Below are 25,358 nucleotides of genomic sequence, written 5' to 3'. Positions count from 1 at the left end.
TTGAGCGTAGATGTTTTTGTTCCGTTTTTAGTCACTGAATAGTTTTGATTAACAGATCCACAGTGATGACAGGCCTTCGGCTTGTAAGTCAATGTCCCTTGATAAACAAGGTAAGTGGTTCCTTTAAGCGTTTCTTCTGGGCATACGTAATTATTTAGATCAAAAAGAATATTTTCATCTTTAATATTCAACGAATTTCGTATAATATGAGAGTGGGTCATGTAGATTCTCCTTTGATTGGTTTTGGTCGACTTAATTATAAGGGAATCTACTGGCCTTTTTCTATACAAAATAAAAAATCGTATCAGCGAGTTCGTTAGAACTCACCAACACGATTAATTATAGAACCTAAAATATATATTACAAAAGATTAAAAACAGTCAGCTATTAAAATAGCTGACTGTTTTTTTAAAATCCTACTGATAATTGTCTGTGTATTTCGGCCAGTTCAACTTTTCGAACAGCACGGGGTAAGAAACAACGGATCTCTTCTTCATTGTAACCTATTTGCAACCGTCTCTCGTCTTTAATAATAGGTCGACGGATCAATGTTGGATTTTCTTGAAATAATATAAGTAATTGTTGAAGTGAGAGTTCGTTGATATCCACCTCTAAATCTTGATAAGCTTGTGAACGATAAGAGATGATTTCGCTAGTCCCTTCTTCAGTCAAACCTAAAATGGATTTGATTTCACCTATTGTGAGAGGTTCATGGTAGATGTTTTTTTCAACGTATTCAAGATTGTTTTCTTCTAACCAGGCTTTCGCTTTTCTGCAAGACGTACAACTAGGGGAAACGTATAAAGTAATCATCAAGATCTCTCCTTCCACTTCAATCAATTTATTGAACATTTTGTGAACTTCTTGTATAAATTTATTGTAAGGGATTTTATATAAAAAAACAATAGACATCGTCAAAAAACCGACACAATTTCATATTTTTAATAATTGTCATGAAATTGTCACATAGACTGGGGCAATTTTATTGAAAAAATGAGGAAACAAACAAACGTACTTAGTAAAAACCCAGGGAGAATTTTATAGGGACAAATTTAAAATGTATAAATTCTCAACAGGTGTTTAGAATCCTTATTCTATATGCTAAATCTTTAAAAAACATGGTTTACGTAGTAGTTGAATAATGCTATAGTCGTTCTTATGCGAAAGAAGAGGAGGACTATAAAGTGAATAGAAAGAGCGCTCGTTTCTTGCTATTATTTGTTACAATTATTTGGGGTTCTGGTTACGTTGTGAATGATATGATTTTAGGACATGTAAATCCTTATCAATTATTGACAACACGTTTTTTTATTACATTCTTTGTACTTAGCATCATTTTTAGGAAAAGTTATAAATTATTGTCTAAAAAAGTTGTTTTTCATGGAAGTATACTAGGGAGTCTATTGTATTTTGCTTTTGTTCTTCAAACTGTGGGATTGCAGTATACTACTCCGAGTAAAAACGCATTTTTAACTGCAACGAGTGTAGTTATGGTCCCATTATTTAGTTTCTTGATTTCAAAACAAACAATCAAACCGAAAACATTTTTTGCTATCTTTTCTACCCTGTTGGGAGTTGGATTTATGTCTTTGAACGGCTTCGGAATGATGAATCTAGGAGACATGCTCTCTTTACTATGCGCTGTTTTCTTTGCACTTCAACTGGTCTATTTGGGAAAATATGTAAAATTGAATGATCCGAGAACATTAATGTTGGTTCAAATGGGAGTTGCTAGTTTTTTAGGGATCAGTATAAATTTAATTAGAGGAGACGTTTACACTGGAGGGATAGTTGCAGTGGATTTGAGCCTTCTGTATTTAGCTTTATTTGGCACATTGTTTAGTTTCGGAATGCAGTCGATTGCACAACAATACGCGAGTGATACCGAAACTTCTTTGATTCTCTCACTGGAGTCATTTTGGGGTATGCTATTTTCTGCAGTTTTATTAAAGGAATCAATATCCAACCAAATGATAGTAGGAGCTAGTTTGATTTTATTGGGGATATTTATCGGAGAAATAAAATGGAATCCAAATTATCTGCAGAGAATATTTAGAACTAATCAGACTCAAATGGGAAACTTACTAGAAGATTAGAATAGGAAGGTTATTTATCATACAAGGATTCTTCTACTAGATCTATGGACTAGTAGAAGAATCTGTTTTTTTATTGAAAAAAATTCATTAAAAAGGGGAGACAGGTTGTGTTTTCACATTGTAAGCGTTACAATTACTATGGAGTTTTAAAAAAAAAAGAGGAGAGATGTTATGAAAAAGATTCAACTCGGAACGTCTTCTTTGCAAGTCCCCAATGTTTCCTTGGGATGTATGCGAATGAATGCTTTAGACAATAAAGAAGCTGAAAAAGTTATTCGTACAGCTCTTGATGTAGGAATGAATTTCTTTGACCATGCAGACATTTATGGCAAAGGTGAATCAGAGAAGAGATTTTCAGAATCAATAAAAATGAATAGTTCCATAAGAGAAAAAATGATAATTCAAACTAAAATTGCTATTCGAAATGGCTACTATGATTTCTCAAAAAAACATATTATTGAAGGAGTCGAAAAAAGTTTAAAAAGATTGAATACTGACTATGTCGATGTTTTTCTACTTCATCGCCCTGATACGCTCATGGAACCAGAAGAAGTGGCTGAAGCGTTTAATGAATTAGAAAAATCTGGTAAAGTTAAACATTTTGGTGTGAGCAATCATAGCCCGCAACAAATTGAACTACTAAATACTGCAGTAAAACAAGACTTAATAGCTAATCAACTCCAGTTAGGTGTAATGCATACAGGCATGATTGATGCAGGAATCAATGTTAATACAAAACATCCTAATGCAATCGATAGAGATCATGGAGTTCTAGAATATAGTCGTTTAAATAAAATGACTATCCAACCGTGGTCACCTGTTCATGCTGAAAAAGGTGTATTCTTGAACAACCCTGAGTACCCTATAATAAATGAAAAACTTAGTGAAATTGGTGAGAAATACGGACTTGATAATGAAGCAATGTCTATAGCTTGGTTACTTAGACATCCTGCACAGATGCAAGTTATTTTAGGAACAATGAATCCTGAAAGAATCAAGAACTATGCTTCTGCTTCAGAAGTATCTATCTCAAGAGAAGACTGGTATGAAATTTATAGAGCTGCAGGGAATATCGTTCCTTAACCATAAATAAAAAAAGACCAATGTAATTATATAAATTACATTGGTCTTTTTTTTTATAGTAGAAAGCTAAGTGCTGCAGTCATTAATATTAAAGAAATGAGAATACTAATAGAAGAAAGTTGAGCTGCAGTGGATTCTTTATTCCCGTAAGTAACCATATTGATGGTTGAAACTGTTCCAATGGGAGCAAAAGCTATCAATATAAGAGCCAAGCGCACAATGGGACTCAGAGGTAGGAAAAAATAAAAAAACAAAGCCAGAAGCATGGCCAGACTGTAGCGAGTAAGTAAAATAATAGATATTTTATGCATGTCTACTTTAGGTATGAGTATTTCTAGATATAATCCAACCATAAACATTGCTAAAAATGCGTTACCTTTAGCAAATAGATCGATCACTTGTATAGCTGTATGGGGAAGTGTGATCGAGAAACTCGCTAACGTAAACATCACAACATATGTTGAAAACGGTGGTGAGTGAAATAGCTTTAATAAAATACGACCAACGCTTAGAGATTCTCTATTTTGATCAGTATATTTATCAACTAAAACAGGAGATCCTCCAAATATCATTAAGGCATTTCCAATATCAAAACTCCCAATATAGGGAATAGCCTGAGGAAGAAAACCCTGAACAAAAGGTATTGTAAAGTTTCCAATATTATAACCAGCTTGCCCAAACATAATCAAAGCTTTATCCGTCCGTTGTTTGTTTTTCCAAATATAACCTCCAAAAATAATCAAGGTAATATTCAAAAACATACCAGTGAAAGCCATAATAAGAAGATTTGTGGTTATTGCTGTTCCGTTAAAACCGATAATAATTGTGGCAGGTAAGGTTAAGCGAATAATAATTTGTGAAATAGAATGTCCATCTTTGGTAGATAAAATACCTCTTCGCTTAAAAAGATACCCAATAAGGATAACTAAAAGAAAACTAAAAGCTTGAATCAAGACCTCCGGCAATAGAAATCGCTCCTTTATTTATCTAAATTCTTTATTCATTTTTTGCTTTTTTTATAGAGTATTCGAGTAAATAAAAGAGATAAGATAAATTGAGCAAAACCAATCAAGAGAGTAAAGAGTGCGATTAACGATGTTGTTTTCTTGTTATCCTTTTTTTTCATTCTTATCCTCTTTTCTATAGTGAAATTCATGTTTGGTATATCTAAAGTTTAATTGTTCTGCAGACTGTTTTCAAGTTAATTATTTAAAAGAAACCATTCGGATAAGTACCTCTCATTTTTTTTTCATGATATACTTGTCATGTCAGTAGAAATATATGACTGAACGAAAATCTGGAAGGAGAATGTAAGATGATTGAAGAATTAAAAAAGCTACTTCTCGCAGGTGTTGGTGGTACTGCATTAACCCTAGATAAAACCCAAGAGATGATCAATCGTTTAGTTTCAAGAGGTAAATTAACAGTAGATGAAGGAAAAAAATTAAGTGAAGAGCTCGTACAAAAAGTAAAAGGTGAAAAAAACACCGAAAATACTGATCGTGAAGAATTGCAAGCAATGTTAATTGAAATGAATGTAGCACAAAGAAAAGATATAGAAGATTTAGAGGAAAGAATAAATGATTTAGCTAAGAAAATAGAAGAACTTTCTCAATAATGAAGTAGAGGGGGGATAAATGTGGTCAAATCTAATCGAGAACGCTTGCGTGAAATTGTTGCCGTATTAGCATCTTATGGTTTTGGCCATATTTATCGTACCCGGATTCGTTCTAAAGACAGTCAAATACAAGATGCAGTAAACTTTCGTAAAGCTTTTGAAGAACTAGGGCCTAGTTTTATAAAAATTGGCCAAATTGTATCTACTAGACGTGATTTGCTGCCAGAAGATTATATTAAAGAATTGTCTCACTTACAAGATCGCGCACCGGCTTTTCCATTTGAGAAGGTAAAAAAAATATTTGAAGAAGATTTACATTTAGCACTTGATGAAGTGTTTCTTTCGATTGATACACACCCACTTGCCAGTGCTTCCGTAGCACAAGTCCATCGTGCACGATTAATAACAGGTGAAGAGGTCATTTTAAAAGTACAACGCCCTGAAATAGAGGAAAATCTATTAAGAGATATTCAACTATTTTCAAGAGTTGTTTCCATGGCACCTGGGACGGTCAAAGAAATATTAGTGGATCCTGAAGAAGCATTCAAAGAAATTAAGCTCACTACAAAAAGAGAGCTAGATTTCCGAAATGAAGCAAATGCAATTATTCAATTTAAGGAATTGAATAAGCATATAGCGGCTGTTTCGGCTCCAAAGCCTTTTTTAGCCTATACATCTAAAAGAATATTAGTAGAAGAATATGTAGAAGGTATAAAAGGATTAAATCAAACAGATTTGATACAAGAGGGATATATCCTTAAAGATATCGCTGAAAAACTGATTTTGGCGTTCCTTTCCCAAGTGTTTAAAGATGGTTTTTTTCATGGAGATCCACACCCAGGAAACATTTTAATTGGAGATAAAAAAATTCATTTTATTGATTTTGGGATAGTAGGCAATTTATCAAGTAGCAACAAAGATAACTTAGTAGCTTTGTTAAAGAATGTAATTTATAAAGATATTGATGGAATAATGAATTTGCTATTGCAAATGGCAATTACAAAAGAAAAAATCAAGCGTTTGGAGCTCTATGAAGATCTTACTTATATTTTCGATGCATATATATCGAGAAGTTTCAGTCAAATCAATATTAGCGTTCTATTTAGTGATATCTTGCAAATTACTCGCAAACACAAAATGACGATGCCAAATGATTTTATTATTTTGGTCAAATCCTTTACTGTAATGGAAGGAGTAGTCACAGAACTATATCCTGAAATTAATATAATGGAAATATCAAAAGAATATGTTAAGGTGAGTGATTCTATTCAGTTAGTGGATCCAATTTCTAAAGAAAAATTAATTATTCAATCTTCTCAGTTTCTTAATGATTCGATTGGTTTACCTACTTCTTTAAAGAAAGTATTGGATAATATAACAAGTGGACGGACAAAGTTTTATGTAGAATTAGCAAATTTCGATGATAAATGGACTGGCTTAAATAAAATGGTCAATCGTGTAGTTTTCGCTGTTATTATTGCTTCTTTAATTTTATCTTCCGCTATCATAATAGCACTAGCTGAAGGTGCTGGTTTTTCATTCTTTGCAATTATTATATTCTTAGGTGCTGGGTTAATGGGATTATGGCTACTTGTTTCAATAATAAAATCGGGCACTTTGTGATCAAAGTATAGTTGATCTTGAAGAAAAAAGGCAGATAGCTGTCTTTTTTTCAATTCATGTGTTGTTGAAGTCACAGGGAAAATAGTTGTTCACTATATCACTGGGAAATGAGTATTCATCTTGGTGAACTGGAGCGTAGATATAGTTTGAAAATTAGCAGATCGATAGAGAAGGATGAAATTTATGAATCAAGAACCAGAGTTGAAAACAATCATTGAATCTCATATACAATGTGTACAGAATGTTCCTATATTTAATCATTTAAAAGAAGAACAAATGGCCGAGGTTATGAATGTAGCTAAACAACAGCAGTATAAAAAAGGGGAAATCATTTTTAGAGCAGGGGAATCAGCCGATTCTTTATATATTGTGAATAGAGGAAAGGTAAAGATCAGTCGGATTGCTGAAAATGGTAAAGAACAATTGGTTCGGATTTTAAAACGGGGCGATTTCACAGGAGAATTAGCTATATTTAGACAGCACACATATGAAAATTATGCAGAAGCTATTTTAGATACAAGCTTTTGTGTTATTCATCAAAAAGATATCTACTCTTTACTTCAAAAATACCCATCCATATCTCTAAAGATTTTAGAAGAATTTTCTTCGAGATTAGCAGAATCAGAAAAAAATTCTGCTAGTTTTACTTCACAGAGTGTTGAACGAAGAATAGCGATTTATTTGCTAGAGTTAATGGATGAAGGTAATTATTATTTACAGCTACCTATGAGCAGAAAAGATCTTGCCTCTTATCTAGGGACAACTCCAGAAACTTTTAGCAGAAAGCTCAAAAAATTTGAAGAAGCAGGCTGGATAAAACAAATAACAAAAAAAGAAATCAGAGTACTGAATAAGGATTTGTTAGAATTCAGTGAATGAAATAGGTGGTAACTATGTCCAATACTCAAAAAACAATTAAAATTGTATTAGCTACGCTCCTGTCTATTTGGTTAGCAGAAATATTACATTTAGAGAGTAGTTTAGCTGCTGGGATCATTGCCATTCTGAGTATTCTAGACACAAAGAAAGCATCGATAATCATTGCGGTTGAAAGAATTCTTTCAACAATAATAGCTTTAACGATCGCTACTTTAGTTTTTAATCTTTTTGGATATTCCGTAATTGTATTCGGATTATATCTATTGCTGTATGTACCACTTGCATATCGATTGAGACTGCAAGCAGGCTTAGCTCCGTGTTCAGTTTTAGTCACACATTTAATACTAGCCGAAAGTACTTCATTGAATTTATTGATGAATGAATTTTTACTTATGTTGATCGGCGTTTCTGTTGCGCTTATTTTCAATCTCTATATGCCTTCCCAATCAGGTAAGTTAGATCAATATAAAACTCAAATTGAAATGGATATGCAAAAATCATTATTTTCAATAGACCGAGTACTGCGAAAAGAAGACAAACAGGAGAACCTCCTGCCTATTATAAAAATGGTTAATCAGAAAATTTCTGAAGCCCAATCAGCAGCAATAGTGGAGCAGGATAATCAGTTATTTAATCAAGAAAACGAGTATTTACTTTACTTTATAATGAGGAAAGAACAAATGGAAAGGTTAGAAGAAATAAGTGAGAATTTAGATTTGATTCAGTTATCTACCGAACAGAATAAATTGTTAGGTGGATTATTCTACTTAACCGCTTCACAACTTCACGAAAAAAATACAGCAGCTGATCTTCTACGTAATGTTGACGAACTTCATCAATCTTATAAAAAAATGAAACTTCCGCAAACTAGAGCTGAATTTGAAAGTAGAGCTGTTTTGTATTTGATCTTACATGATCTGAAAAGATTTTTGGAATTGAAAAATGAATACATAAAAAGGAAGAAGTGATAAAATGAAATGGTATACAAAACGAGGAGACAATGGAAACACAAACGTCATTGGAGGAAGAACCGTTAAAAAAACAGATGTCTTAATTGAAGCAATAGGATCTTTAGATGAAGTAAATGCATTTTTAGGAGATAGCATTGCGCGATTGGAATCTGATAATGAAGAAATAAAAGTTGAATTGATTGAAATCCAGCATTATTTATTTGATTTAGGCACAGATATTGCAGATATAAGAAAAAAATTAGATAAAAAAATAACGGATGAAGAAATTGAATGGTTGGAAAAACGAATTGACATGTATTCTGAAAAAACACCACCTATTGAAGCGTTTATTTTGCCTGGAGGGCATCCCGCTGCAGCGTCACTACACATTGTACGCACGGTAACTAGAAGAGCAGAAAGAGTCATCGTTCGATTACACGAAGAAGTTGAATTAGATTCAGAAGTATTGATTTTTATTAATCGACTATCAGATTATTTATTTGTTCTATCACGGTACATCAACTTCAAGATGAAAGTTGAAGAGCCTATTTATGAAAGAGGAGGAAAGGTTTTTCACCCCGATAAATAAATATAGACATAATGCCCTAGAAGGATTATGCTATAAATAGTTAATTTAAAATAATCCATGAGATGGAATCCGGTTAGAATCCGGGACGGTCCCGCCACTGTGATAAGCTATGCGCTTTAAGTCAGATCTTTCTCTTGATTATTTTTCCACCGATTATTTCGAGGCAAAATAATCGGTGCAGAAACCAGTGAGCATGTCTCAGTGGTTATTTTTATGCCTCCAATATTATTAAGGAGGATTTGTGATGAAAGGCAATTTAAAATATGGACTGTTTGTAACCTTTTTTTTGCTAAGTGCATGTGGAAGGGAACAGGAAGTTGATAAACAAACTGAATCAGTAGACTCAGGGGATTTGTCAATTTCAATCAGTGTGGAAATAGATGAAGAAGAAATAGATGATTTGCATAAGGAAGTCGATGTCGAAGAAGGAGATATCCTTTTAGATGTAATGCAGTCTGCATATGATATAGACATAGAAGATGGGTTTTTGACTAAAATAGAAGAATATGAGCAAAATCCCGATACCAATCAATGGTGGTTGTATGAAGTTAATAATGAGCAAGTAATGATTGGTGCAAATGAATATGAGGTAGAAGACCAAGATGAAATTAGATGGATATTAAATGAATTGGAATAATACCCTAAAATCTAGTTTATCAATAAAAAAACTCACATTGCTTTCTTTGCTGACTGCCTTAACACATGTTAGCAGATTAGCCTTTCAATTTTTACCAAATGTACAACCGGTAACCGTAATATTAATGATTTTAACTCTTGCATTGGGAATCAAAGAAGGACTGATTGTAACTGTTTTATCTATTTTATTATCAAATATGTCTATGGGGATGGGTGTATGGACGATCGCTCAGATTGTTTCTTACAGTATGATCGTAATCATAATCGGACTTTTGAGACTAGTAAAGTATGATTTTCCGTTGTTTGCAAAAGCAGCTTTGGCAGGTTTTTTGGGTTATGCTTACGGATTTATTATTTCGCTAGTTCAGGCTCCTTTTTTTGGTATACAAAACTTTTGGGCCTACTATCTAGCCGGAATTCCCTTTGATACTATGCATGCGTTAGGGAATATTGGTTTTTATATAATTTTAGCGCCTGTGTTGAGCCCGTTAATTGATAAATTTTTAAAAAAGCAATTACATGAAAAAAAATAAAAAATCGAATGGGTTTAAACCCCATTCGATTTTTTTATTTTAGGCTTTTGGGTTTATCAAGTACCTCTTTCATAATCATACCAGCTACCCATTTTGAATTTGTTGAAACGAGTTGATCACTAGTTCTTTTCTTTTTGTTCTTACGAGATAAAGGAGCCATTCTTGTGATATTTGTTTGCTGATACTCCTTCTTGACTAAGCCAGAAGCTGCCTTTCCGAAGGACGCTTTTCTCTCAGCGGTAGTTAAACGCCTACGCTCTGTTCCTCGTTGGATACGCTCCATACTTCTGCGATCTTCAATTCTCGAGCGAGAAAAATCTGGTTTTTCTTCACTCTGTTTACCGGCATTTCTTTGTTTTGAAGAAAACTCGGGATCACTAGCCTCTTTTGGTTGAATTACCTCACCCCATGAAAAAACGGTATCTTCATATGGTTTTTTATCTGTGTTTCCAGATTTTTTCCTTCTATTTGCTTGCTCGAGTTCTTTGAAAGTATAAAACACAGAATAAACGATTCCGAATAGAATGAGAAGAGGTAGAAAACTTAATAATTCAAACATAAAAATCACTCTTCGCTTTCGCCGTTGGCTTGGTCAGAAATTGAACTTCTCATATCTGTATCTGCATTTATATTTTGCATCTTGTAATAATCCATAACACCTAAGTTTCCAGATCGTAGGGCTTGAGCCATAGCGAGAGGTACTTCAGCTTCAGCTTCTACCACACGTGCACGCATTTTTTGAGTTTCAGCACGCATTTCTTGCTCTTGTGCGATAGCCATAGAGCGTCTTTCTTCGGCTTTAGCTTGAGCAATGTTTTTATCTGCCTCAGCTTGCTCTGTTTGTAATTTTGCTCCAATATTTCTACCAACATCGACATCCGCAATGTCAATGGAAAGAATTTCAAATGCTGTTCCCGCATCTAACCCTTTACCTAATACAGTACGAGAAATCAAGTCGGGATTTTCTAATACGTCTGAATGTTTGTTCGCACTACCGACAGTGGTTACTATTCCTTCACCAACACGGGCAATAATGGTATCTTCACCAGCACCACCAACTAAACGCTCAATATTAGCACGAACGGTTACTTTAGCTTTTGCGATAATTTCGATACCATCCTTAGCAACAGCTGCAATATCAGGAGTAACTATTACTTTTGGATTAACTGAAACTTGGACAGCTTCAAAAACATTTCTTCCAGCTAAATCAATTGCTGCTGCTTGTGTAAACTCTAATTCAATATTTGCACGGTGAGCGGCAATTAAAGCATCAATTACCGTATTTATATTCCCACCAGCTAAATAGTGAGCTTCTAATTCATCAATTTTTAAATCTAACCCAGCTTTAGTAGCTTTTATCAAGGGTCTTATGATTTGATGAGGGATAACCCGTCGCAATCTCATTCCAATTAATGTACCAATTTTTACTTTTACTCCAGAGAAGTAAGCAGTGATCCATAATCCTACAGGTACAAAACGTAAGAATACACTGAGGATGATGAGAATGATGACTGCTACTATAGCAATTCCAATCCAATTTTCTATATTCATGTATTTTCTCTCCTAACAGTTATTTTAGAGCCTGAAACTTTTTCTATAATTATTTCTTCACCTTTTGCAATATGCCCACTGATACTGAGAACATCTAATTCCATTTCATGTCCATTTTTCACTATCGCTTTTCCTGAAGGACGTAGGTCTGTGCTTGCAATAGCTTTTGTACCACTTTCAAGAATAGGATGAGGTGCTTTTTCTTCCTTTGCCTCTAGATTCGTTTGTAAAATTATTTGATTAAGATTTTCAAAAGAATAACCTTTTTTAATTAAATAATAGACCAAACTCGCGGTAACAAGTATGGCTAAACTAAGATCTCTAATAGTCTGGCCAACATCTCCAATCGTGAGATATATTCCCCCAACGATGAGCAGAATGCCACTGATTCCTACTAATCCAAAGTCTGGAATAAACACTTCGATTATTAGAAGCACGAGACCCAAGACAAACAAAGCTATAGGGAACCATTGATTCATTCCAATAAGAAAAAAATAGGCACTAAAACTAATTAAAGTGATTGCCGCACCAATTTTTGAACGAGGTGTTAATAACGCTAATACTAATCCTATAAAACCGATACCTAATAATAATCCTTCCATATAAATTCCCTCCTTTTTCATGAAAAAAATTGCTTAAGGGTGCGGTTGATATATTATAAGTATACATCTATCGGAGCAAGAAGTCATTGAAAACCGAGAGAAAAACAGGGCAATCAAACCATTTTCACAACAGATTCTCATTTTTAATTGATGCATTTGTCTTTCATAAATAATTAAATAAAGTTACACTGAGTATATAGAGCAATTGATTTTTTTTATTTTTTTCAACCAGACCAATCTTCATTTAATCGTTTTCATCCCATGTAAACTAATGTTTTAAAAAAAACATTTATTGGATGGGATTGCGCGGAAATTTAGTTATCTCATTTTTTTTTTAACAAAAAATTCAGTGTTTTTATAACAATGAAATGTTCGTAGGAAAAAATAGAAATAAAAGATGAAAAAATGATGTGAAAGATATAGAATAGACAAAAGTGTTATATTTTTTGCAAGGGAGGTTGACTTTTTTGAATAATCATTTTGATGAGCGATTTAAAGCAATAGAAAAAGATGCTTATTTATTTAATACAGGAGTCTCTTTTGAAAGTTATTATCGGTACGGCGTGAAAGAAGAAATTATTGAAGGTGAAAAAGGAGTTCAATTCACTGTTTGGGCTCCACATGCAAGAAACATTTACGTGGTTGGAGATTTTAATCAATGGCAGGATAATTTTGAATTAAAAAAAATTGGGGAGACTGGAACGTGGACGGGGTTTTCTTCAGAGGCAAAAGAGGGAGATTGTTACAAATACAGAATGGTCCAAGCGGATGGAACAATTAAGTTGAAAATCGATCCTTTTGCTCACGAGTTTGAAGTGAGACCGAAAGATTCATCAGTAATAAAATTCCTACCTCAAAAAAAATGGAATGATGGTATTTGGCTAGCAAATCGTAAAAGATTAACTGTTTATGAACGGCCACTTAACATTTATGAAGTTCATATGAGTTCTTGGAAACACCATGAAGATGGTTCTTGGTATTCTATTACGGACTTAAAGAATGAATTGATACCATATGTTAAATCGATGGGATATACCCATATTGAATTCTTGCCATTAGTCGAACATCCATTAGATGCTTCCTGGGGTTATCAAGCAACGGGGTATTTTGCAATTTCTTCTAAGTTCGGAACTATGGAAGAGTTTCAAGAATTCGTAGATACAGCTCATCAGGAAAACATTGGCGTTATCATGGATTGGGTTCCCGGTCATTTCAATAAAAATGATTACGGGATGGCTTATTTTGATGGGACTTCACAATTTGAATACGACAATCCAATTCAAGCTGAAAATGTACGATGGGGAACCCTCAATTTTGACTTGAGTAAACCCCAAATCCATAGCTTTCTTATATCGAATGCGTTGTTTTGGATTGAGCAATTTCATTTAGATGGATTGAGAGTCGACGCTGTCAGTAATATGCTTTATTTAGATTATGATGAAGGAGAATGGATACCAAACGATGATGGAAGTAATCACAATCAGTTTGGTGTTGAGTTCATTCAAAAAATGAATAAAAATATCTTTGAACGTCATGAAGAAATTTTGATGATTGCTGAGGAAAGTACAGCCTGGTCAAAAGTTACTTCTCCAATACACGAGGGCGGATTGGGATTTAATTACAAATGGAATATGGGATGGATGAATGACACTTTAAAATTTTTCGAAATGGATCCACTATTTAGAAAAGATCACTTTAATCTAATTACCTTTTCATTTATGTATACTTTCAATGAAAATTTTGTTCTTCCATTTTCTCATGATGAAGTTGTACACGGGAAAAAATCAATGATGCATAAAATGTTTGGAGACAGATACAATCAATTTGCTGGTCTTCGAACTATTGAGGCATACAGATTAATGCATCCTGGAAAAAAACTTCATTTCATGGGAACAGAGTTTGGTCAATTTTTAGAATGGCGAGTTCATTCCGGCTTAGAATGGGAGAACCTTAATGATCCAGCAAATAGATCACATGCTCATTTTATGGAGCAGTTGAACAGGCTTTACAAGTCAGAAAGAGCACTATGGGAAATCGATCATTCTCCAGAGGGATTACACCTTTTAGATGCCAGCAATGCACAAGAAAGTATACTCATATTCATGCGGAAAGGAAAAAGGCCACGTGATTTTGTGATAGTTGTGTGTAACTTTGTTCCAGTTGAAAGACAAAATGTTCGCGTTGGAGTCCCTTATGCAGGGAAATACACTGAAATATTGAATACTGAAATGGAAGAATTTGGAGGGACTTGGAGCGCTGGTCAAGAAGATTTTTCCAGTAACCCGATCGGCCACCAAGGAATGAATCATTCTATCGAAGTAATGGCCCCTGCGATGAGCGTCACAGTTATAAAACCCAAAAGAGTGTATAATGTTCCAAAAATATATTAATGGAAATGGAGGGAAGGAAGTATTTCGAAAACTTCCGCGTGTATGAAAACTGAAATACTAGGTATGGTTTTAGCCGGGGGACAAGGGAGTCGACTTGGGAAATTAACAAAACAGATTGCTAAGCCAGCTGTTCCTTTTGGTGGAAAATATAGGATAATCGATTTTGCTTTAAGTAATTGTGCAAATTCAGGAATAACTAATGTTGGAGTAGTTACTCAATATCAACCACTAATATTAAATGAACATGTAGGGGATGGAGCACCTTGGGGACTAAACAGGCACAACGGTGGTGCAACAATTTTACAACCCTATTCAAGTGTTGACGGCGAAAAATGGTTTAAGGGAACTGCACACGCCATTTATCAAAACATTGATTATATAGATCAATATAATCCAGACTATGTACTTGTTCTTTCGGGAGATCACATTTACAAAATGGATTATGAAAAAATGTTGAATTTTCATAAAGAAAAAGCTGCTTCATTAACTGTGGGCGTTTTGCCAGTTTCTTGGGATGAAGCACCTCGATTTGGCATTATGAATACAGATTTAACAAATCGCATCATCGAATTTGATGAAAAACCAGCTAAGCCAAAAAGCAATCTGGCTTCAATGGGGATTTATATTTTTAATTGGCCTAGATTAAAACAATACTTACAAGACAATCAGTCTAAAACACGGAACATGCTTGATTTCGGTGGAGATGTTATCCCAGCTTATTTAGATAATAGTGAGCAAGTTTTTGCATATGCTTTTGAGGATTACTGGAAAGACGTAGGGACAATTGAAAGTTTATGGGAAGCTAATATGGAGTTTATTAATCCCGATCATGACTTAAATATTCGGGACACCAACTGGCGTATCTATTCGCGTACTCCAGATTGTCCACCGCAATTTATATCGAAAACTGGGAAGGTAACAAATTCAATGATTACGGATGGATGTTATGTGTCTGGAGAAGTTGAACATTCGATTTTATCGCATAACGTACGTGTAGGAAAAGGATCCGTAGTCAAAGATAGCTTTGTCATGGCCGATGTAGTTATTGGAGAAAATGTCCACATTGAAAAAGCAATCATAGGTGAAGGCGCTCGGATTTATGATGGCGGACAAGTAATCGGTAAAGATAAAGACATTGCCGTACTCGGATATAATGAAGAGATCGGAGGACTTACTCATGAGGAATAAAATTGCAGCAATACTGAATTTAGTTGAAGATTCAAAAGATTTAAGACCTTTAACTCAAAATAGACCGGTTGCTTCGCTACCTTTTGCTTGTCGCTATAGGCTTATAGATTTCCCCTTCTCTGCTCTTTATAATGCTGAGGTGAATTCGGCTGCTTTGTTTATATCTGAAAGTGGCCATTCCCTTTATGATCATATTCGGAGTGGAGCCAATTGGGGATTAGATTCTCCAGTAGGTGGAGGAGTCTTCACCCATTCGCAAATTGAATTAAAAACCTTAAGAGCTGAGAGAGATGAAGAATTTAACATAACCTATTTTGACAATCACAGGAAATATGTACAAAAATCAAAAGCAGACTACGTGCTTCTCTGTGGAAGCAATATGTTAAGTAATATCAGTCTAAATGCAATCTTACAATATCATCAGGAAAAAAATGCTGATATTACAGCTGCGTTTAAAAAAGTAAGTCGGAAAGCATTAAAAAAAGATACTGAGACCTTTGCGTATTATTTTGATGGGAATGAAGATGACTATCTTTCAAAAATGGAAAAGATGAGTGAAGTTCCTTATGAAGATAAAACGGTCTCTCTGGGAATGAATTATGTCATAATGGGCAAAGAGGTATTCAATCGTTATTTAAAAAAAGCAGAAGAAGGAAATTCTCGTATCGATGGCAATACATTTTTAAGGTATAGTCTTGAAAATGGAGATAAAGCCTATGGGTATGAATATACTGGCTATCTAAAAAGCATCGAAGACATTCCTAGTTATTTTGAGGCAAACATGGAAATTCTCGAGGAAAAAAATTTCAATGCATTATTTTATAGAAATGACCCAATCATTACACGTCCTCGACATGGAGCGCCAACATACTACGGACCTAATGCAGTAGTAAATAATGCTTTAATAGCAAGTGATTGTGAAATTTATGGAAAAGTTGAAAACTCTCTCCTTTATCGTCAAACTAAAATTCGAGAAGATACCGAAGTGTCATGCTCAATTATTATGCATGGGACAAAAATCGGGAAGAATTGTTATTTGAAATATGTGATTTTAGATAAAAACATTAAGGTGGGCGATAATGTTCACTTGGAAGGCACGAGAGAAAAACCGCTTGTGTTCAAAAAAGGAGATACTATTGAATCGGGAAAAGTGATAAGAGAGGGATCTAAGATATGAAGGTTCTATTTGCTTCATCTGAAGCTGCTCCTTTTTTCAAATCTGGCGGTTTAGGTGACGTAGCGGGAGCTCTACCTAAAGAAATGAAAAAACAAGGATTAGATATTCGCGTAGTATTGCCGCTTCATTCCAAATTGCCGGCTAAATATAAAGAAAAATTAAAAGAAATTGCTCAATTTGAAGTAAAAGTTGGTTGGAGAAGTCAATACTGTGGGGTCAAAACTTTAGATTTGAATGACATAACCTATTATTTTATTGATAGCCTGTATTATTTTGATCGTGATCAACTCTATGGTGAGGGCGATGATGGAGAACGATATGCGTTCTTCTCGCAAGCTCTGATAGAGATGATGGAAAAAGTCGACTTTATACCTGATGTACTCCATTTAAATGACTGGCATACCGCAATCGTCCCAGTTCTATTAAAGGATAAGTATCATTGGGTTGAAAAATATAGAGATATTAAAACAGTATTAACGATTCATAACTTGCAATTCCAAGGGATTTTTGATCAATCCACTCTTTCAGATTTATATGGAATCGGATATAATGCTTTTCATGATCACGGATTAGAGTTTTTTGATAATGTTAATGTTCTTAAGGGAGGAATTTACTATTCTGACCTGGTGACCACGGTCAGTCCAACTTACGCAGAAGAGATCAAAACGGCTGAATTTGGCTATGGACTGGAAGGCGTTTTGCAAGATGTCGGGGATAAATTAGTTGGAATACTAAATGGAATCGATACAGATATTTATAATCCTCAGACAGATCCTTCGCTTGTGGTCAATTACTCCATAGATTCTCTGGATAAAAAAGTTGACAATAAAACAGCTTTACAAGAGCGTGTGGGGTTACCTGTTTCTCCAGAAATCGCTTTAATAGGGATGGTAGGTAGATTAACCGAGCAAAAAGGGGCGGACTTGATCGAGCAGACTTTAGGAGAATTAATGTACCGGGACGTTCAAGTTCTCATTCTAGGAACAGGGGACCCTCGATTTGAAAATAGCTTTGCATCTTTCAATCAGCACCATTCGGATAAATTCAAAGCTATAATTGATTTCGATGTGGAGCTTGCTCAACAGATTTATGCAGGTGCGGATATCTTTCTAATGCCGTCTGCTTTTGAACCTTGTGGATTGTCCCAACTAAATTCATTGCGCTATGGGACTTTACCCCTTGTGCATGAAACAGGAGGGTTAGTTGATACTGTAGAACCATTTAATCCTGTTAGTGGTAAAGGAACCGGATTTAGTTTTTATGATTATAATCCGCTAACTATGCTCAAAACTATTGATCATGCGTTAACAGAATACTATGATAATCCGCAAAATTGGAAAGAGTTAATGAAGCAAGCAATGAAGAAAGATTTCAGTTGGGAAAAATCAGCTTCAAAATATATTGATAACTATAAAAAAATCGCATTATAAATAAACAGGATCTCTTGGGCGAAATTAGATTTACTCAAGAGATTTTTGTTTTTGGAGGAATACTTATGACATTAACTGTAAAACAATTTAAGAGGGATTATAAAAAAACATTTGAAAATATTTATGCTTTTGATTTTAAAGATGGGTCAATTGAACAACAGTATTTTGCTTTAGGGCATCTCGTTCGTAATTATTTAGCAGATGAGTGGAGTCAATCTAGACATCATTATATAGAATCTAAAGCTAAACAGGTTTTTTATTTTTCAATGGAATTTCTTCCAGGCAGACAATTGAAAAGTAATTTGTACAATATGGATATACTGGAAACCGTAAAAGAAGGATTAAAAGGTCTTGAAATCGAGTTTGAAGAAGTAGAAAATGCTGAAGTTGATCCTGCACTTGGAAATGGTGGGTTAGGTAGATTGGCGTCTTGTTTTATGGATTCTTTAGCTTCTCTTGGATTGCCGGGACATGGAAATGGAATACGTTACCGGTATGGTCTGTTCAGACAAAAATTTGTGGATGGTTATCAAGTTGAACTACCAGAAAATTGGTTGAGAAATGGGAATGTTTGGGAAATCAGAAATATGAATTCCGCGGTAACCGTTAGATTTGGAGGCAATGTTTGGGTCGAACCGGATGGGAATGGGAATTTTATTCCATTTTATGAAAATACTGAAAATATTTTGGCAGTGCCTTACGATACACCTATGGTAGGATACAAAAATATCACTATAAATAATATGCGCTTATGGTCAGCTGAAGTTCCCCCAGAGGAAGAAGAACAATACCAAACAATTGAAAGTGCCGAAAAAATCAAAGGGATCACGGAAGTATTGTACCCAGACGATTCCAATTATGAGGGTAGATTGTTGAGACTGAAACAAGAATACTTCATGGTTTCTGCTGGAGTCCAAAGTATTATCCAACAATTTTATAAATACAATATCCCGAGACATCAGTTACCTGAAAAAATTGCTATTCATATTAACGACACCCATCCAGCTTTAGTTGTACCTGAATTAATGAGGATATTATTGGATGAAGAACATTTAAGTTGGGAGAAAGCTTGGGAAATCACTAAAAAAACATGCAGTTATACTAACCACACAATACTAAAAGAAGCTATGGAAAAGTGGCCTGTTGATATGGTGAAATCTTTACTCCCAAGAATGTATCAAATTATTGAAGCAATCAATCAACACCATATCGAAAAGAAATTGCCTCTTTATGGAGAGCGATTGACTTACGCCACAAGTATTATTAAAGATGGTCAGATCAATATGGCTCATTTAGCTGTTATAGGTAGTCATAGTGTAAATGGTGTGGCACAATTGCATACGAATATTTTAAAAAATGATGTGCTGCATGATTTTTATGAAATGTATCCGTATAAATTTAACAATAAAACAAATGGGATCACACAGCGTCGCTGGCTTCATATTGCTAATCCGGATTTAACAAAGTTAATAACTAAACAAATAGGAGAAGAATGGAAAACGAATCCAGCTGAGTTAAAAGTATTTAAAGGGTTTGAAACAAGCGAGGAAGTTTTGGAAGAGTTAGCTCAAGTAAAATTGAAAAATAAAGAACACTTGGCTGAATATATTAAAGAAAATTTGGGATTGGAAATCAACCCAAATGCATTATTTGATGTACAAATCAAAAGATTACATGCATACAAACGACAGCATTTGAATGCCTTGCATATACTAGACCGCTATTTGCGCATTAAAGAAAATCCGGCTATTGATATTCAACCCCGAGTATTCATTTTTGGTGCTAAAGCTGCACCGAGCTATTTATATGCAAAACAAATTATTAAATTGATCAATAGTATAGCTGACATGGTCAACAATGATCCCGAAGTTGGAGATAAGTTAAAAGTTGTCTTCTTTGAAAACTATGGTGTCTCTTTAGCAGAAAAAATAATACCTGCAGCTGAAATCAGTGAACAGATATCGTTAGCTGGAAAAGAGGCTTCTGGAACTAGCAATATGAAATTGATGTTAAACGGTGCTTTAACCTTAGCGACATTAGATGGTGCGAATATAGAGATAAGAGATTATGTAGGCGAAGAAAACATGTTCATATTTGGTCTAAATATAGATGAAGTTTCTGAGTTTTATAAAAAGGGAAATTACTCATCCAAAAAATTATATGAAAAAAATAAGCGTTTAAAAAGAGTGCTTGATTCATTAATTGATGGAACGATTCCAGGTCTATATGAAGAGGGAAGAGTTGTCTTTGATTCACTCGTTCATTATAATGATGAATATTTTGTATTGAAAGACTTTGACAGCTACGTTAAAGCACATGAGAAAGCTGATGAGCTTTATTCCAATAAGAAAAAATGGAACCAAAAATCGTTGATCAATATTGCTTCTTCAGGGCCATTTTCTGCAGATTATACAATTAAACGCTATTCAGAAGAAATCTGGAAAACTAATCCGCAGAAAAAACTAAATGAAGGAGTGCATTCATTTGATGAACCTATCTAATTTTGCAATGGGATTGAAAGAAGGTAAAGTATGAGGAAAAAAAGTCAATTGATTCCGTTCCATTCTTGGAGGACGGCATACAAAAATCCTTTCGGAGCAATTTCCTATGGCGAATCTGTAAAATTGAATTTTTTAGGTTCTTTCTATAGACAAGTCACACTTGTGATACACAAAGATTTTGGATCGAGCTACGAAATCGAAATGAACAAAGAGGATGAACGATTTACAACAGACTTTAAACCTCAAGACGATGCTGGATTGTACTTTTATCACTTCAGAGTGCTCACACAAGAAGGAGATACGATATTTTATGGCAACAATTCAGAGGCTATCGGTGGAAAAGGAGCTTGGATCTACGAGTTGGAGGATATACGTGAGTATCAATTAACCGTTTATAAAAAAAGTGATCCTGCACCTAACTGGTATCGTAAAGGTGTTGCATACCATATTTTTGTGGAAAGATTTAACAACGGAAATGAAGAAGGAAAAATAATGAATCCAAAGAAAAATTCTTTCTTGTATGCTTCACCTGAGGATTTACCATATTATATAAAAAATAAAAATGGGGATATTGTCCGGTGGGAATTTTATGGTGGAAACCTTTTAGGTATAATAAAAAAGTTATCTTATTTAGATAAATTAGGAATTTCAATTTTATATTTGAGTCCTATTTTTGAAGCTCGTAGTAATCATAAGTATGATACTGGAGATTACTTTCAAGTCGATCCTATGTTTGGGACTGAGGAAGATTTCAAACGGTTAGTAACGGAAGCAGGCAAAAGAAATATTCATATAATTCTAGATGGAGTCTTCAACCATACTGGTGCAGATAGCCGGTATTTCAATGCATTTGGAAGTTATGAAGAGGTAGGAGCTTACCAAAGCAAAGATAGTGCATATGCCAATTGGTATACGTTCAATAATTTTCCTGACAGTTATAATTCTTGGTGGGGCATTAAAGACTTACCAGCTTTAAATACAGAAGTAGAAGAAGTGAAGTCATTTATCTATAAAAGTCCCGATAGTGTCGTTCGTTATTGGACACGGATGGGAATAGGTGGATGGCGTCTGGATGTTGCTGATGAATTATCGGATACGTTTTTGTTTGGAATGAGGCAAGCATTAGAAGAAGAGGCACTATTTCCACCAGTTTTGATTGGAGAAGTTTGGGAAGACGCATCAAACAAAATAGCGTATGGGAAAAGAAGACACTATATTGAAGGTGATGTTCTTCACGGTACGATGAATTACCCTTTCAGGAGTTTGATTATTCACTATTTAAATCAAAAACAAACACCTTATGAAGTTGCAAAACAGTTTACACATTTTGCTGAGAATTATCCAAAAGATATTTTATTGAATAATCTCAATAACATTGGAAGTCATGATACGGCACGTATAGCTACCAGTTTGGGAATGCAGAAAGAAAAAATTGAATTAGCTTTTGTGTTATTATTTACTCTTCCTGGAGTTCCTTGTATTTATTACGGTGATGAAGTCGGTTTAGAGGGAGCCCAAGATCCTGATAATCGGCGGATGTATCCTTGGGGAAAAGAAGACAAGAATTTACTCGCTCATGTTAAGAAACTTACCAGTTTGAGAAACTCATTGGAAAGTTTACAAAAGGGAACTTTTTATCCTTTTTCTATGGCAAACATTTTTGGTTTTGTGCGTTATATAAGTGATGGCGAGTGGGCCATTATGTTATTCAACGAAACGAATGAAATAAAAAAAATAACTTTACCATCGACTTTGTTTAAAATATTAGAAATAAAAGATCAACTAATAGATTTTGAAGTGGAAGCATTTTGTTTGAAAGCATACAGTAGTTTAGTCATTACAGAAAATGAAACGATAGAGTTATAAAAAAGAAGAAGCTGAGATTAATTCTCAGCTTCTTCTTTTTATTTCGAATTCTCAAGAACACCATTTTTAAAGTGAATCTCTATAGGCAGTGTAAATTTGTTCGCCCAGTTCATCATATAATTGGTAAGTACCTGATTGCTTCTTTTTGAAAATCAATTGATAGTCATAACAATCCGTAAAAATCAAATTATGATGTGAGACCTCACTAATTTTACCACGTAATCTTTTTTCGTTTAAATATAAATTTCCATTATAAGTGATCACTAAAGATGAGTTCTTATGTGTTTTTAAAGAATATAAGGTCCATTTACCAGTGAGCATATGAATAGCTGAAATCTTTGTGGGATGCATGTATTCATTTGACTTTTCATCTTTCTTCATATGTCTTGACACATCTTGCCCCCCTATATCTTTGACAATATTACTTTTCTTGATGTTACTTTAGTATACAATGCTCAAGTATCGAATCAGTAACAGGCAGATTACAATTAGAATGTTTTCTAATGACAAGGATTCTCAACACATTATTTCTTTTTTAGAAGACGTAGTCCATTTAATATTACCAATATTGTACTGCCCTCATGTCCAATTACCCCTAGCGGTAAATTAATAACTTGAATTAAATTAGCAGTGATCAATATGAAAATAACAGCTAAAGAAAAAACAATATTTTGTAGTGTAATCCTTCTTAAACGATTTGAAAGATTGAAGCTATAAGGCAATTGACTGATGTCATCTTGCATCAACACTACATCCGCTACATCTATAGCTATATCCGTCCCAGCTCCCATGGCTACTCCAATTGAGGCGTTCGCTAAAGCCGGTGCGTCATTTGTTCCATCACCGACCATTGCGATAATTTCATACTTATCTTTTAATTCTTTGATTAAATCAGCTTTTTGGTCGGGTAAATAATTTGCATATGTTTCATCCACACCTAACGTTTCTCCTACAGATTTCCCGGTTGCTTCATTATCTCCAGTGATCAGAATTGTCCGAATGTTCTTTGATTTGAAAAAAGCAACTGTTTCTTTAGCATTATTTTTCGGCACATCCATCAAGGCAAAGAAAGCGACTAATGCGTTATTTTTACTGACGAAAGTTACCGTTTTTCCTTCTTTTTGTTTTTCATGTGCTTCTTTCAAGAGCGGATGGTTTTTTTCAGGTGAAATATAGTCAAGTTTCCCAATTTTCCATTGATTTCCTTTATAAAACCCTTCAATTCCCTTACCGGTGACTTCCTGGCTTGATTCTAACTCGATGTTGACCGTTTTTTTATCGATTAAATAAGTGACAATAGCGTGTCCCAATGGGTGGGTAGTGGTTTTTTCAAGGGCAAGTACTAGCTTATCAACCTCAAGTACATTTTCGTCTGATAGATAGTTACTATCTGTGACGGATGGTTCTCCTTTGGTTAAAGTACCAGTTTTGTCGAATGCAATAGCTTTTATTTGACTGAAATTTTCTAGGTATGCTCCCCCTTTGAATAAAATACCTTTTTTAGCCCCATTTGATATTGCTGACAGAGTTGCCGGGGTGGCTGAAGCAACTAAGGCGCATGGAGATGCAACAGTAAGGAGGACCATACCACGATAAAAAGATTCATTCCATGTCCAGTTCAAACCAAAATAAAACAAAGCAATCATGAGAGGGACCAAAATCAAGACGCCTACCACATATTTATTTTCGATTTTTTCAATTAGAGTTGCTGTTTTTGAAGGAGTTCCTTGTGCTTCTTCTACCATGCGAATTATCTTTGCAAATAAAGTGTTGGAAGAGTCAACTGCTACTTCTAATGTCAGAGCATGGCTTAAATTTAATGTTCCACCAATTAATTCATCTCCGATTTTTTTTTGAGAAGGAATAGATTCTCCAGTGATAGAAGATTCATCGATCAAGCCGTCTCCTTTGATAAGATAGCTGTCAATTGGGATAGTACTCCCTTTTGGAACCAGAATTTTATTTCCAACTTCTAATGATTCGGTGGAAACTTCTTTAATAGTTTGATCGGGTAAAATAAGTTTGGCAGTATTAGGAGTTACATTCATTAGATCCGTAATTGCCTGGGTACTTTTATTTGTTGCCATAATTTCCAGAGATCCACTCAATGAAAAGATAAAGATAAGAAGAGCTCCTTCCATCCAATAGCCTATGATTGAAGCACCAATAGCGGCAAGAACCATTAATATATCTACGTTCAAACGTTTTTCTTTAAACGTTTCATAGAAGCCTTCTTTAGCTTGATGGTAGCCTCCTATGATGAAAGAAAGAACGAAAATGAAAGGAGCTAAATTTGATGAAATTACATAACTTAAAAAGATTCCGAATAAAATGAGAATTCCACTTATTATTGTAGCGATCATGGGTTTGTTTTCTTTGAATAATGTATACATAGACATTTCCTTCCTAGAAATATGCTGATATCTTAACCATACTGTAGCACATACATCAGCTAATTGAGAATACATAAGACCTAATTGAGAATGAGAACAGATTTCAACATACACAATTTGTACTTAATCAAAATACAAAGGTTGAGTCAAACCTTTGTACAGGCATAGGCAAAACCTAATTTGACAGCAAATAGATCTAGGGTAGTATCTACTGAAAGTAGGAACAAACTGATTGGTCAATAATAAATAGATA

The 25,358-nt window shown here is 34.5% G+C and carries 22 protein-coding genes, 1 pseudogene and 1 riboswitch; of the genes and pseudogenes, 15 read left to right on the top strand and 8 right to left on the bottom strand.

Annotated features, from left to right (window positions below):
- A pseudogene (locus H626_RS11550) lies at window positions 1–221 on the bottom strand (ISL3 family transposase); the annotation flags it as partial.
- A 187-nt stretch (window positions 222–408) separates the two neighbouring features.
- Window positions 409–813, bottom strand: a complete 405-nt coding sequence (gene spxA / locus H626_RS0102840) for a transcriptional regulator SpxA (protein WP_027107994.1) — start codon at window positions 811–813, stop codon at window positions 409–411.
- A 371-nt stretch (window positions 814–1,184) separates the two neighbouring features.
- Here spxA and H626_RS0102835 point away from each other — a divergent pair, with 371 nt between their 5' ends.
- Complete coding sequence (locus tag H626_RS0102835; protein ID WP_035618242.1) at window positions 1,185–2,096, top strand: DMT family transporter; 912 nt, start codon at window positions 1,185–1,187, stop codon at window positions 2,094–2,096.
- A gap of 171 nt (window positions 2,097–2,267) precedes the next feature.
- Window positions 2,268–3,179 (top strand): aldo/keto reductase, encoded by a 912-nt coding sequence (locus H626_RS0102830; RefSeq protein WP_027107992.1) that lies wholly within the window; start codon window positions 2,268–2,270, stop codon window positions 3,177–3,179.
- A gap of 53 nt (window positions 3,180–3,232) precedes the next feature.
- Here H626_RS0102830 and H626_RS0102825 read toward each other — a convergent pair whose 3' ends face one another.
- Entirely contained in the window at window positions 3,233–4,144 is a 912-nt protein-coding gene (locus H626_RS0102825) for an AEC family transporter (RefSeq protein ID WP_027107991.1), read from the bottom strand.
- A gap of 350 nt (window positions 4,145–4,494) precedes the next feature.
- Here H626_RS0102825 and H626_RS0102815 point away from each other — a divergent pair, with 350 nt between their 5' ends.
- The 7 genes from H626_RS0102815 to H626_RS0102785 all read left to right on the top strand — a co-directional run bounded on the left by H626_RS0102815 (window position 4,495) and on the right by H626_RS0102785 (window position 10,007).
- The gene (locus tag H626_RS0102815; RefSeq protein WP_035618239.1) at window positions 4,495–4,797 is read left to right on the top strand and encodes a phasin family protein; all 303 of its coding nucleotides are present in this window, start codon (window positions 4,495–4,497) and stop codon (window positions 4,795–4,797) included.
- 21 nt (window positions 4,798–4,818) lie between these two features.
- The gene (locus H626_RS0102810) at window positions 4,819–6,420 is read left to right on the top strand and encodes an ABC1 kinase family protein (protein WP_027107989.1); all 1,602 of its coding nucleotides are present in this window, start codon (window positions 4,819–4,821) and stop codon (window positions 6,418–6,420) included.
- 183 nt (window positions 6,421–6,603) lie between these two features.
- The gene (locus tag H626_RS0102805) at window positions 6,604–7,299 is read left to right on the top strand and encodes a Crp/Fnr family transcriptional regulator (RefSeq protein ID WP_027107988.1); all 696 of its coding nucleotides are present in this window, start codon (window positions 6,604–6,606) and stop codon (window positions 7,297–7,299) included.
- A 14-nt stretch (window positions 7,300–7,313) separates the two neighbouring features.
- The gene (locus tag H626_RS0102800; protein ID WP_027107987.1) at window positions 7,314–8,267 is read left to right on the top strand and encodes an aromatic acid exporter family protein; all 954 of its coding nucleotides are present in this window, start codon (window positions 7,314–7,316) and stop codon (window positions 8,265–8,267) included.
- Window positions 8,268–8,271: 4 nt separating this feature from the next.
- Complete coding sequence (locus H626_RS0102795) at window positions 8,272–8,838, top strand: cob(I)yrinic acid a,c-diamide adenosyltransferase (RefSeq protein WP_027107986.1); 567 nt, start codon at window positions 8,272–8,274, stop codon at window positions 8,836–8,838.
- 37 nt (window positions 8,839–8,875) lie between these two features.
- A riboswitch (adenosylcobalamin (AdoCbl) riboswitch) is annotated at window positions 8,876–9,020 on the top strand.
- 62 nt (window positions 9,021–9,082) lie between these two features.
- Window positions 9,083–9,475 (top strand): DUF4430 domain-containing protein, encoded by a 393-nt coding sequence (locus H626_RS0102790; protein WP_027107985.1) that lies wholly within the window; start codon window positions 9,083–9,085, stop codon window positions 9,473–9,475.
- Window positions 9,462–10,007 carry an ECF transporter S component gene (locus H626_RS0102785; RefSeq protein WP_027107984.1) on the top strand — a complete coding sequence of 182 codons (546 nt, stop codon included), beginning with the start codon at window positions 9,462–9,464 and terminating at the stop codon, window positions 10,005–10,007. The genes H626_RS0102790 and H626_RS0102785 overlap by 14 nt, the downstream gene beginning before the upstream one ends.
- 34 nt (window positions 10,008–10,041) lie before the next feature.
- On the opposite strand, the gene H626_RS0102780 is transcribed toward H626_RS0102785, so the two are convergent.
- From H626_RS0102780 to H626_RS0102770, 3 genes are read right to left on the bottom strand one after another with little or no spacing between them, the layout of a single operon-like run.
- Complete coding sequence (locus tag H626_RS0102780; protein ID WP_027107983.1) at window positions 10,042–10,566, bottom strand: hypothetical protein; 525 nt, start codon at window positions 10,564–10,566, stop codon at window positions 10,042–10,044.
- Window positions 10,567–10,571: 5 nt separating this feature from the next.
- Complete coding sequence (gene floA, locus H626_RS0102775) at window positions 10,572–11,558, bottom strand: flotillin-like protein FloA (RefSeq protein ID WP_027107982.1); 987 nt, start codon at window positions 11,556–11,558, stop codon at window positions 10,572–10,574.
- Window positions 11,555–12,160 carry an NfeD family protein gene (locus H626_RS0102770; RefSeq protein ID WP_027107981.1) on the bottom strand — a complete coding sequence of 202 codons (606 nt, stop codon included), beginning with the start codon at window positions 12,158–12,160 and terminating at the stop codon, window positions 11,555–11,557. The genes floA and H626_RS0102770 overlap by 4 nt, the downstream gene beginning before the upstream one ends.
- Window positions 12,161–12,627: 467 nt before the next feature.
- Here H626_RS0102770 and glgB point away from each other — a divergent pair, with 467 nt between their 5' ends.
- The 6 genes from glgB (at window position 12,628) to H626_RS0102740 (ending at window position 22,712) form a co-directional block, all read left to right on the top strand.
- Entirely contained in the window at window positions 12,628–14,550 is a 1,923-nt protein-coding gene (glgB, locus tag H626_RS0102765; protein ID WP_051237722.1) for a 1,4-alpha-glucan branching protein GlgB, read from the top strand.
- 42 nt (window positions 14,551–14,592) lie between these two features.
- Window positions 14,593–15,738 (top strand): glucose-1-phosphate adenylyltransferase, encoded by a 1,146-nt coding sequence (locus H626_RS0102760; RefSeq protein WP_027107979.1) that lies wholly within the window; start codon window positions 14,593–14,595, stop codon window positions 15,736–15,738.
- Window positions 15,728–16,915: a glucose-1-phosphate adenylyltransferase subunit GlgD gene (gene glgD, locus H626_RS0102755; protein ID WP_051237721.1), complete on the top strand. Its 1,188-nt coding sequence runs from the start codon at window positions 15,728–15,730 to the stop codon at window positions 16,913–16,915. Before H626_RS0102760 ends, glgD begins: the two co-directional genes overlap by 11 nt.
- Window positions 16,912–18,345: a glycogen synthase GlgA gene (gene glgA / locus H626_RS0102750; RefSeq protein WP_027107977.1), complete on the top strand. Its 1,434-nt coding sequence runs from the start codon at window positions 16,912–16,914 to the stop codon at window positions 18,343–18,345. The genes glgD and glgA overlap by 4 nt, the downstream gene beginning before the upstream one ends.
- 65 nt (window positions 18,346–18,410) lie before the next feature.
- Complete coding sequence (locus tag H626_RS0102745) at window positions 18,411–20,846, top strand: glycogen/starch/alpha-glucan phosphorylase (RefSeq protein WP_027107976.1); 2,436 nt, start codon at window positions 18,411–18,413, stop codon at window positions 20,844–20,846.
- Between the two features lie 30 nt (window positions 20,847–20,876).
- Window positions 20,877–22,712, top strand: a complete 1,836-nt coding sequence (locus H626_RS0102740; RefSeq protein WP_027107975.1) for a glycoside hydrolase family 13 protein — start codon at window positions 20,877–20,879, stop codon at window positions 22,710–22,712.
- A 66-nt stretch (window positions 22,713–22,778) separates the two neighbouring features.
- Here the strand turns inward: H626_RS0102740 and H626_RS0102735 are convergent, their stop codons facing one another.
- Together H626_RS0102735 and H626_RS0102730 are read right to left on the bottom strand one after the other, a co-directional pair.
- Window positions 22,779–23,105 (bottom strand): DUF4828 domain-containing protein, encoded by a 327-nt coding sequence (locus tag H626_RS0102735; protein WP_027107974.1) that lies wholly within the window; start codon window positions 23,103–23,105, stop codon window positions 22,779–22,781.
- A gap of 131 nt (window positions 23,106–23,236) precedes the next feature.
- Window positions 23,237–25,105: a heavy metal translocating P-type ATPase gene (locus H626_RS0102730; protein WP_027107973.1), complete on the bottom strand. Its 1,869-nt coding sequence runs from the start codon at window positions 25,103–25,105 to the stop codon at window positions 23,237–23,239.
- Between the last annotated feature and the right edge of the window lie 253 nt (window positions 25,106–25,358).

Origin of the sequence: Lacticigenium naphthae DSM 19658, from assembly GCF_000425865.1 — a bacterium.
Classification (GTDB): Bacteria; Bacillota; Bacilli; order Lactobacillales; family Carnobacteriaceae_A; genus Lacticigenium; species Lacticigenium naphthae.
The sequence above is the reverse complement of the archived record's forward strand: the minus strand, read 5'-3'. Positions and strand labels throughout refer to the sequence as shown.

Bases quoted from the DNA above. Each gene is read 5' to 3' on its own strand.
- spxA (WP_027107994.1), bottom strand. From the start codon at position 813: ATGATTACTTTATACGTTTCCCCTAGTTGTACGTCTTGCAGAAAAGCG.
- H626_RS0102830 (WP_027107992.1), top strand. From the start codon at position 2,268: ATGAAAAAGATTCAACTCGGAACGTCTTCTTTGCAAGTCCCCAATGTT.
- H626_RS0102815 (WP_035618239.1), top strand. From the start codon at position 4,495: ATGATTGAAGAATTAAAAAAGCTACTTCTCGCAGGTGTTGGTGGTACT.
- H626_RS0102805 (WP_027107988.1), top strand. From the start codon at position 6,604: ATGAATCAAGAACCAGAGTTGAAAACAATCATTGAATCTCATATACAA.
- H626_RS0102800 (WP_027107987.1), top strand. From the start codon at position 7,314: ATGTCCAATACTCAAAAAACAATTAAAATTGTATTAGCTACGCTCCTG.
- H626_RS0102795 (WP_027107986.1), top strand. From the start codon at position 8,272: ATGAAATGGTATACAAAACGAGGAGACAATGGAAACACAAACGTCATT.
- H626_RS0102790 (WP_027107985.1), top strand. From the start codon at position 9,083: ATGAAAGGCAATTTAAAATATGGACTGTTTGTAACCTTTTTTTTGCTA.
- H626_RS0102785 (WP_027107984.1), top strand. From the start codon at position 9,462: ATGAATTGGAATAATACCCTAAAATCTAGTTTATCAATAAAAAAACTC.
- H626_RS0102780 (WP_027107983.1), bottom strand. From the start codon at position 10,566: ATGTTTGAATTATTAAGTTTTCTACCTCTTCTCATTCTATTCGGAATC.
- floA (WP_027107982.1), bottom strand. From the start codon at position 11,558: ATGAATATAGAAAATTGGATTGGAATTGCTATAGTAGCAGTCATCATT.
- H626_RS0102770 (WP_027107981.1), bottom strand. From the start codon at position 12,160: ATGGAAGGATTATTATTAGGTATCGGTTTTATAGGATTAGTATTAGCG.
- H626_RS0102760 (WP_027107979.1), top strand. From the start codon at position 14,593: ATGAAAACTGAAATACTAGGTATGGTTTTAGCCGGGGGACAAGGGAGT.
- glgD (WP_051237721.1), top strand. From the start codon at position 15,728: ATGAGGAATAAAATTGCAGCAATACTGAATTTAGTTGAAGATTCAAAA.
- glgA (WP_027107977.1), top strand. From the start codon at position 16,912: ATGAAGGTTCTATTTGCTTCATCTGAAGCTGCTCCTTTTTTCAAATCT.
- H626_RS0102745 (WP_027107976.1), top strand. From the start codon at position 18,411: ATGACATTAACTGTAAAACAATTTAAGAGGGATTATAAAAAAACATTT.
- H626_RS0102740 (WP_027107975.1), top strand. From the start codon at position 20,877: ATGAGGAAAAAAAGTCAATTGATTCCGTTCCATTCTTGGAGGACGGCA.
- H626_RS0102730 (WP_027107973.1), bottom strand. From the start codon at position 25,105: ATGTATACATTATTCAAAGAAAACAAACCCATGATCGCTACAATAATA.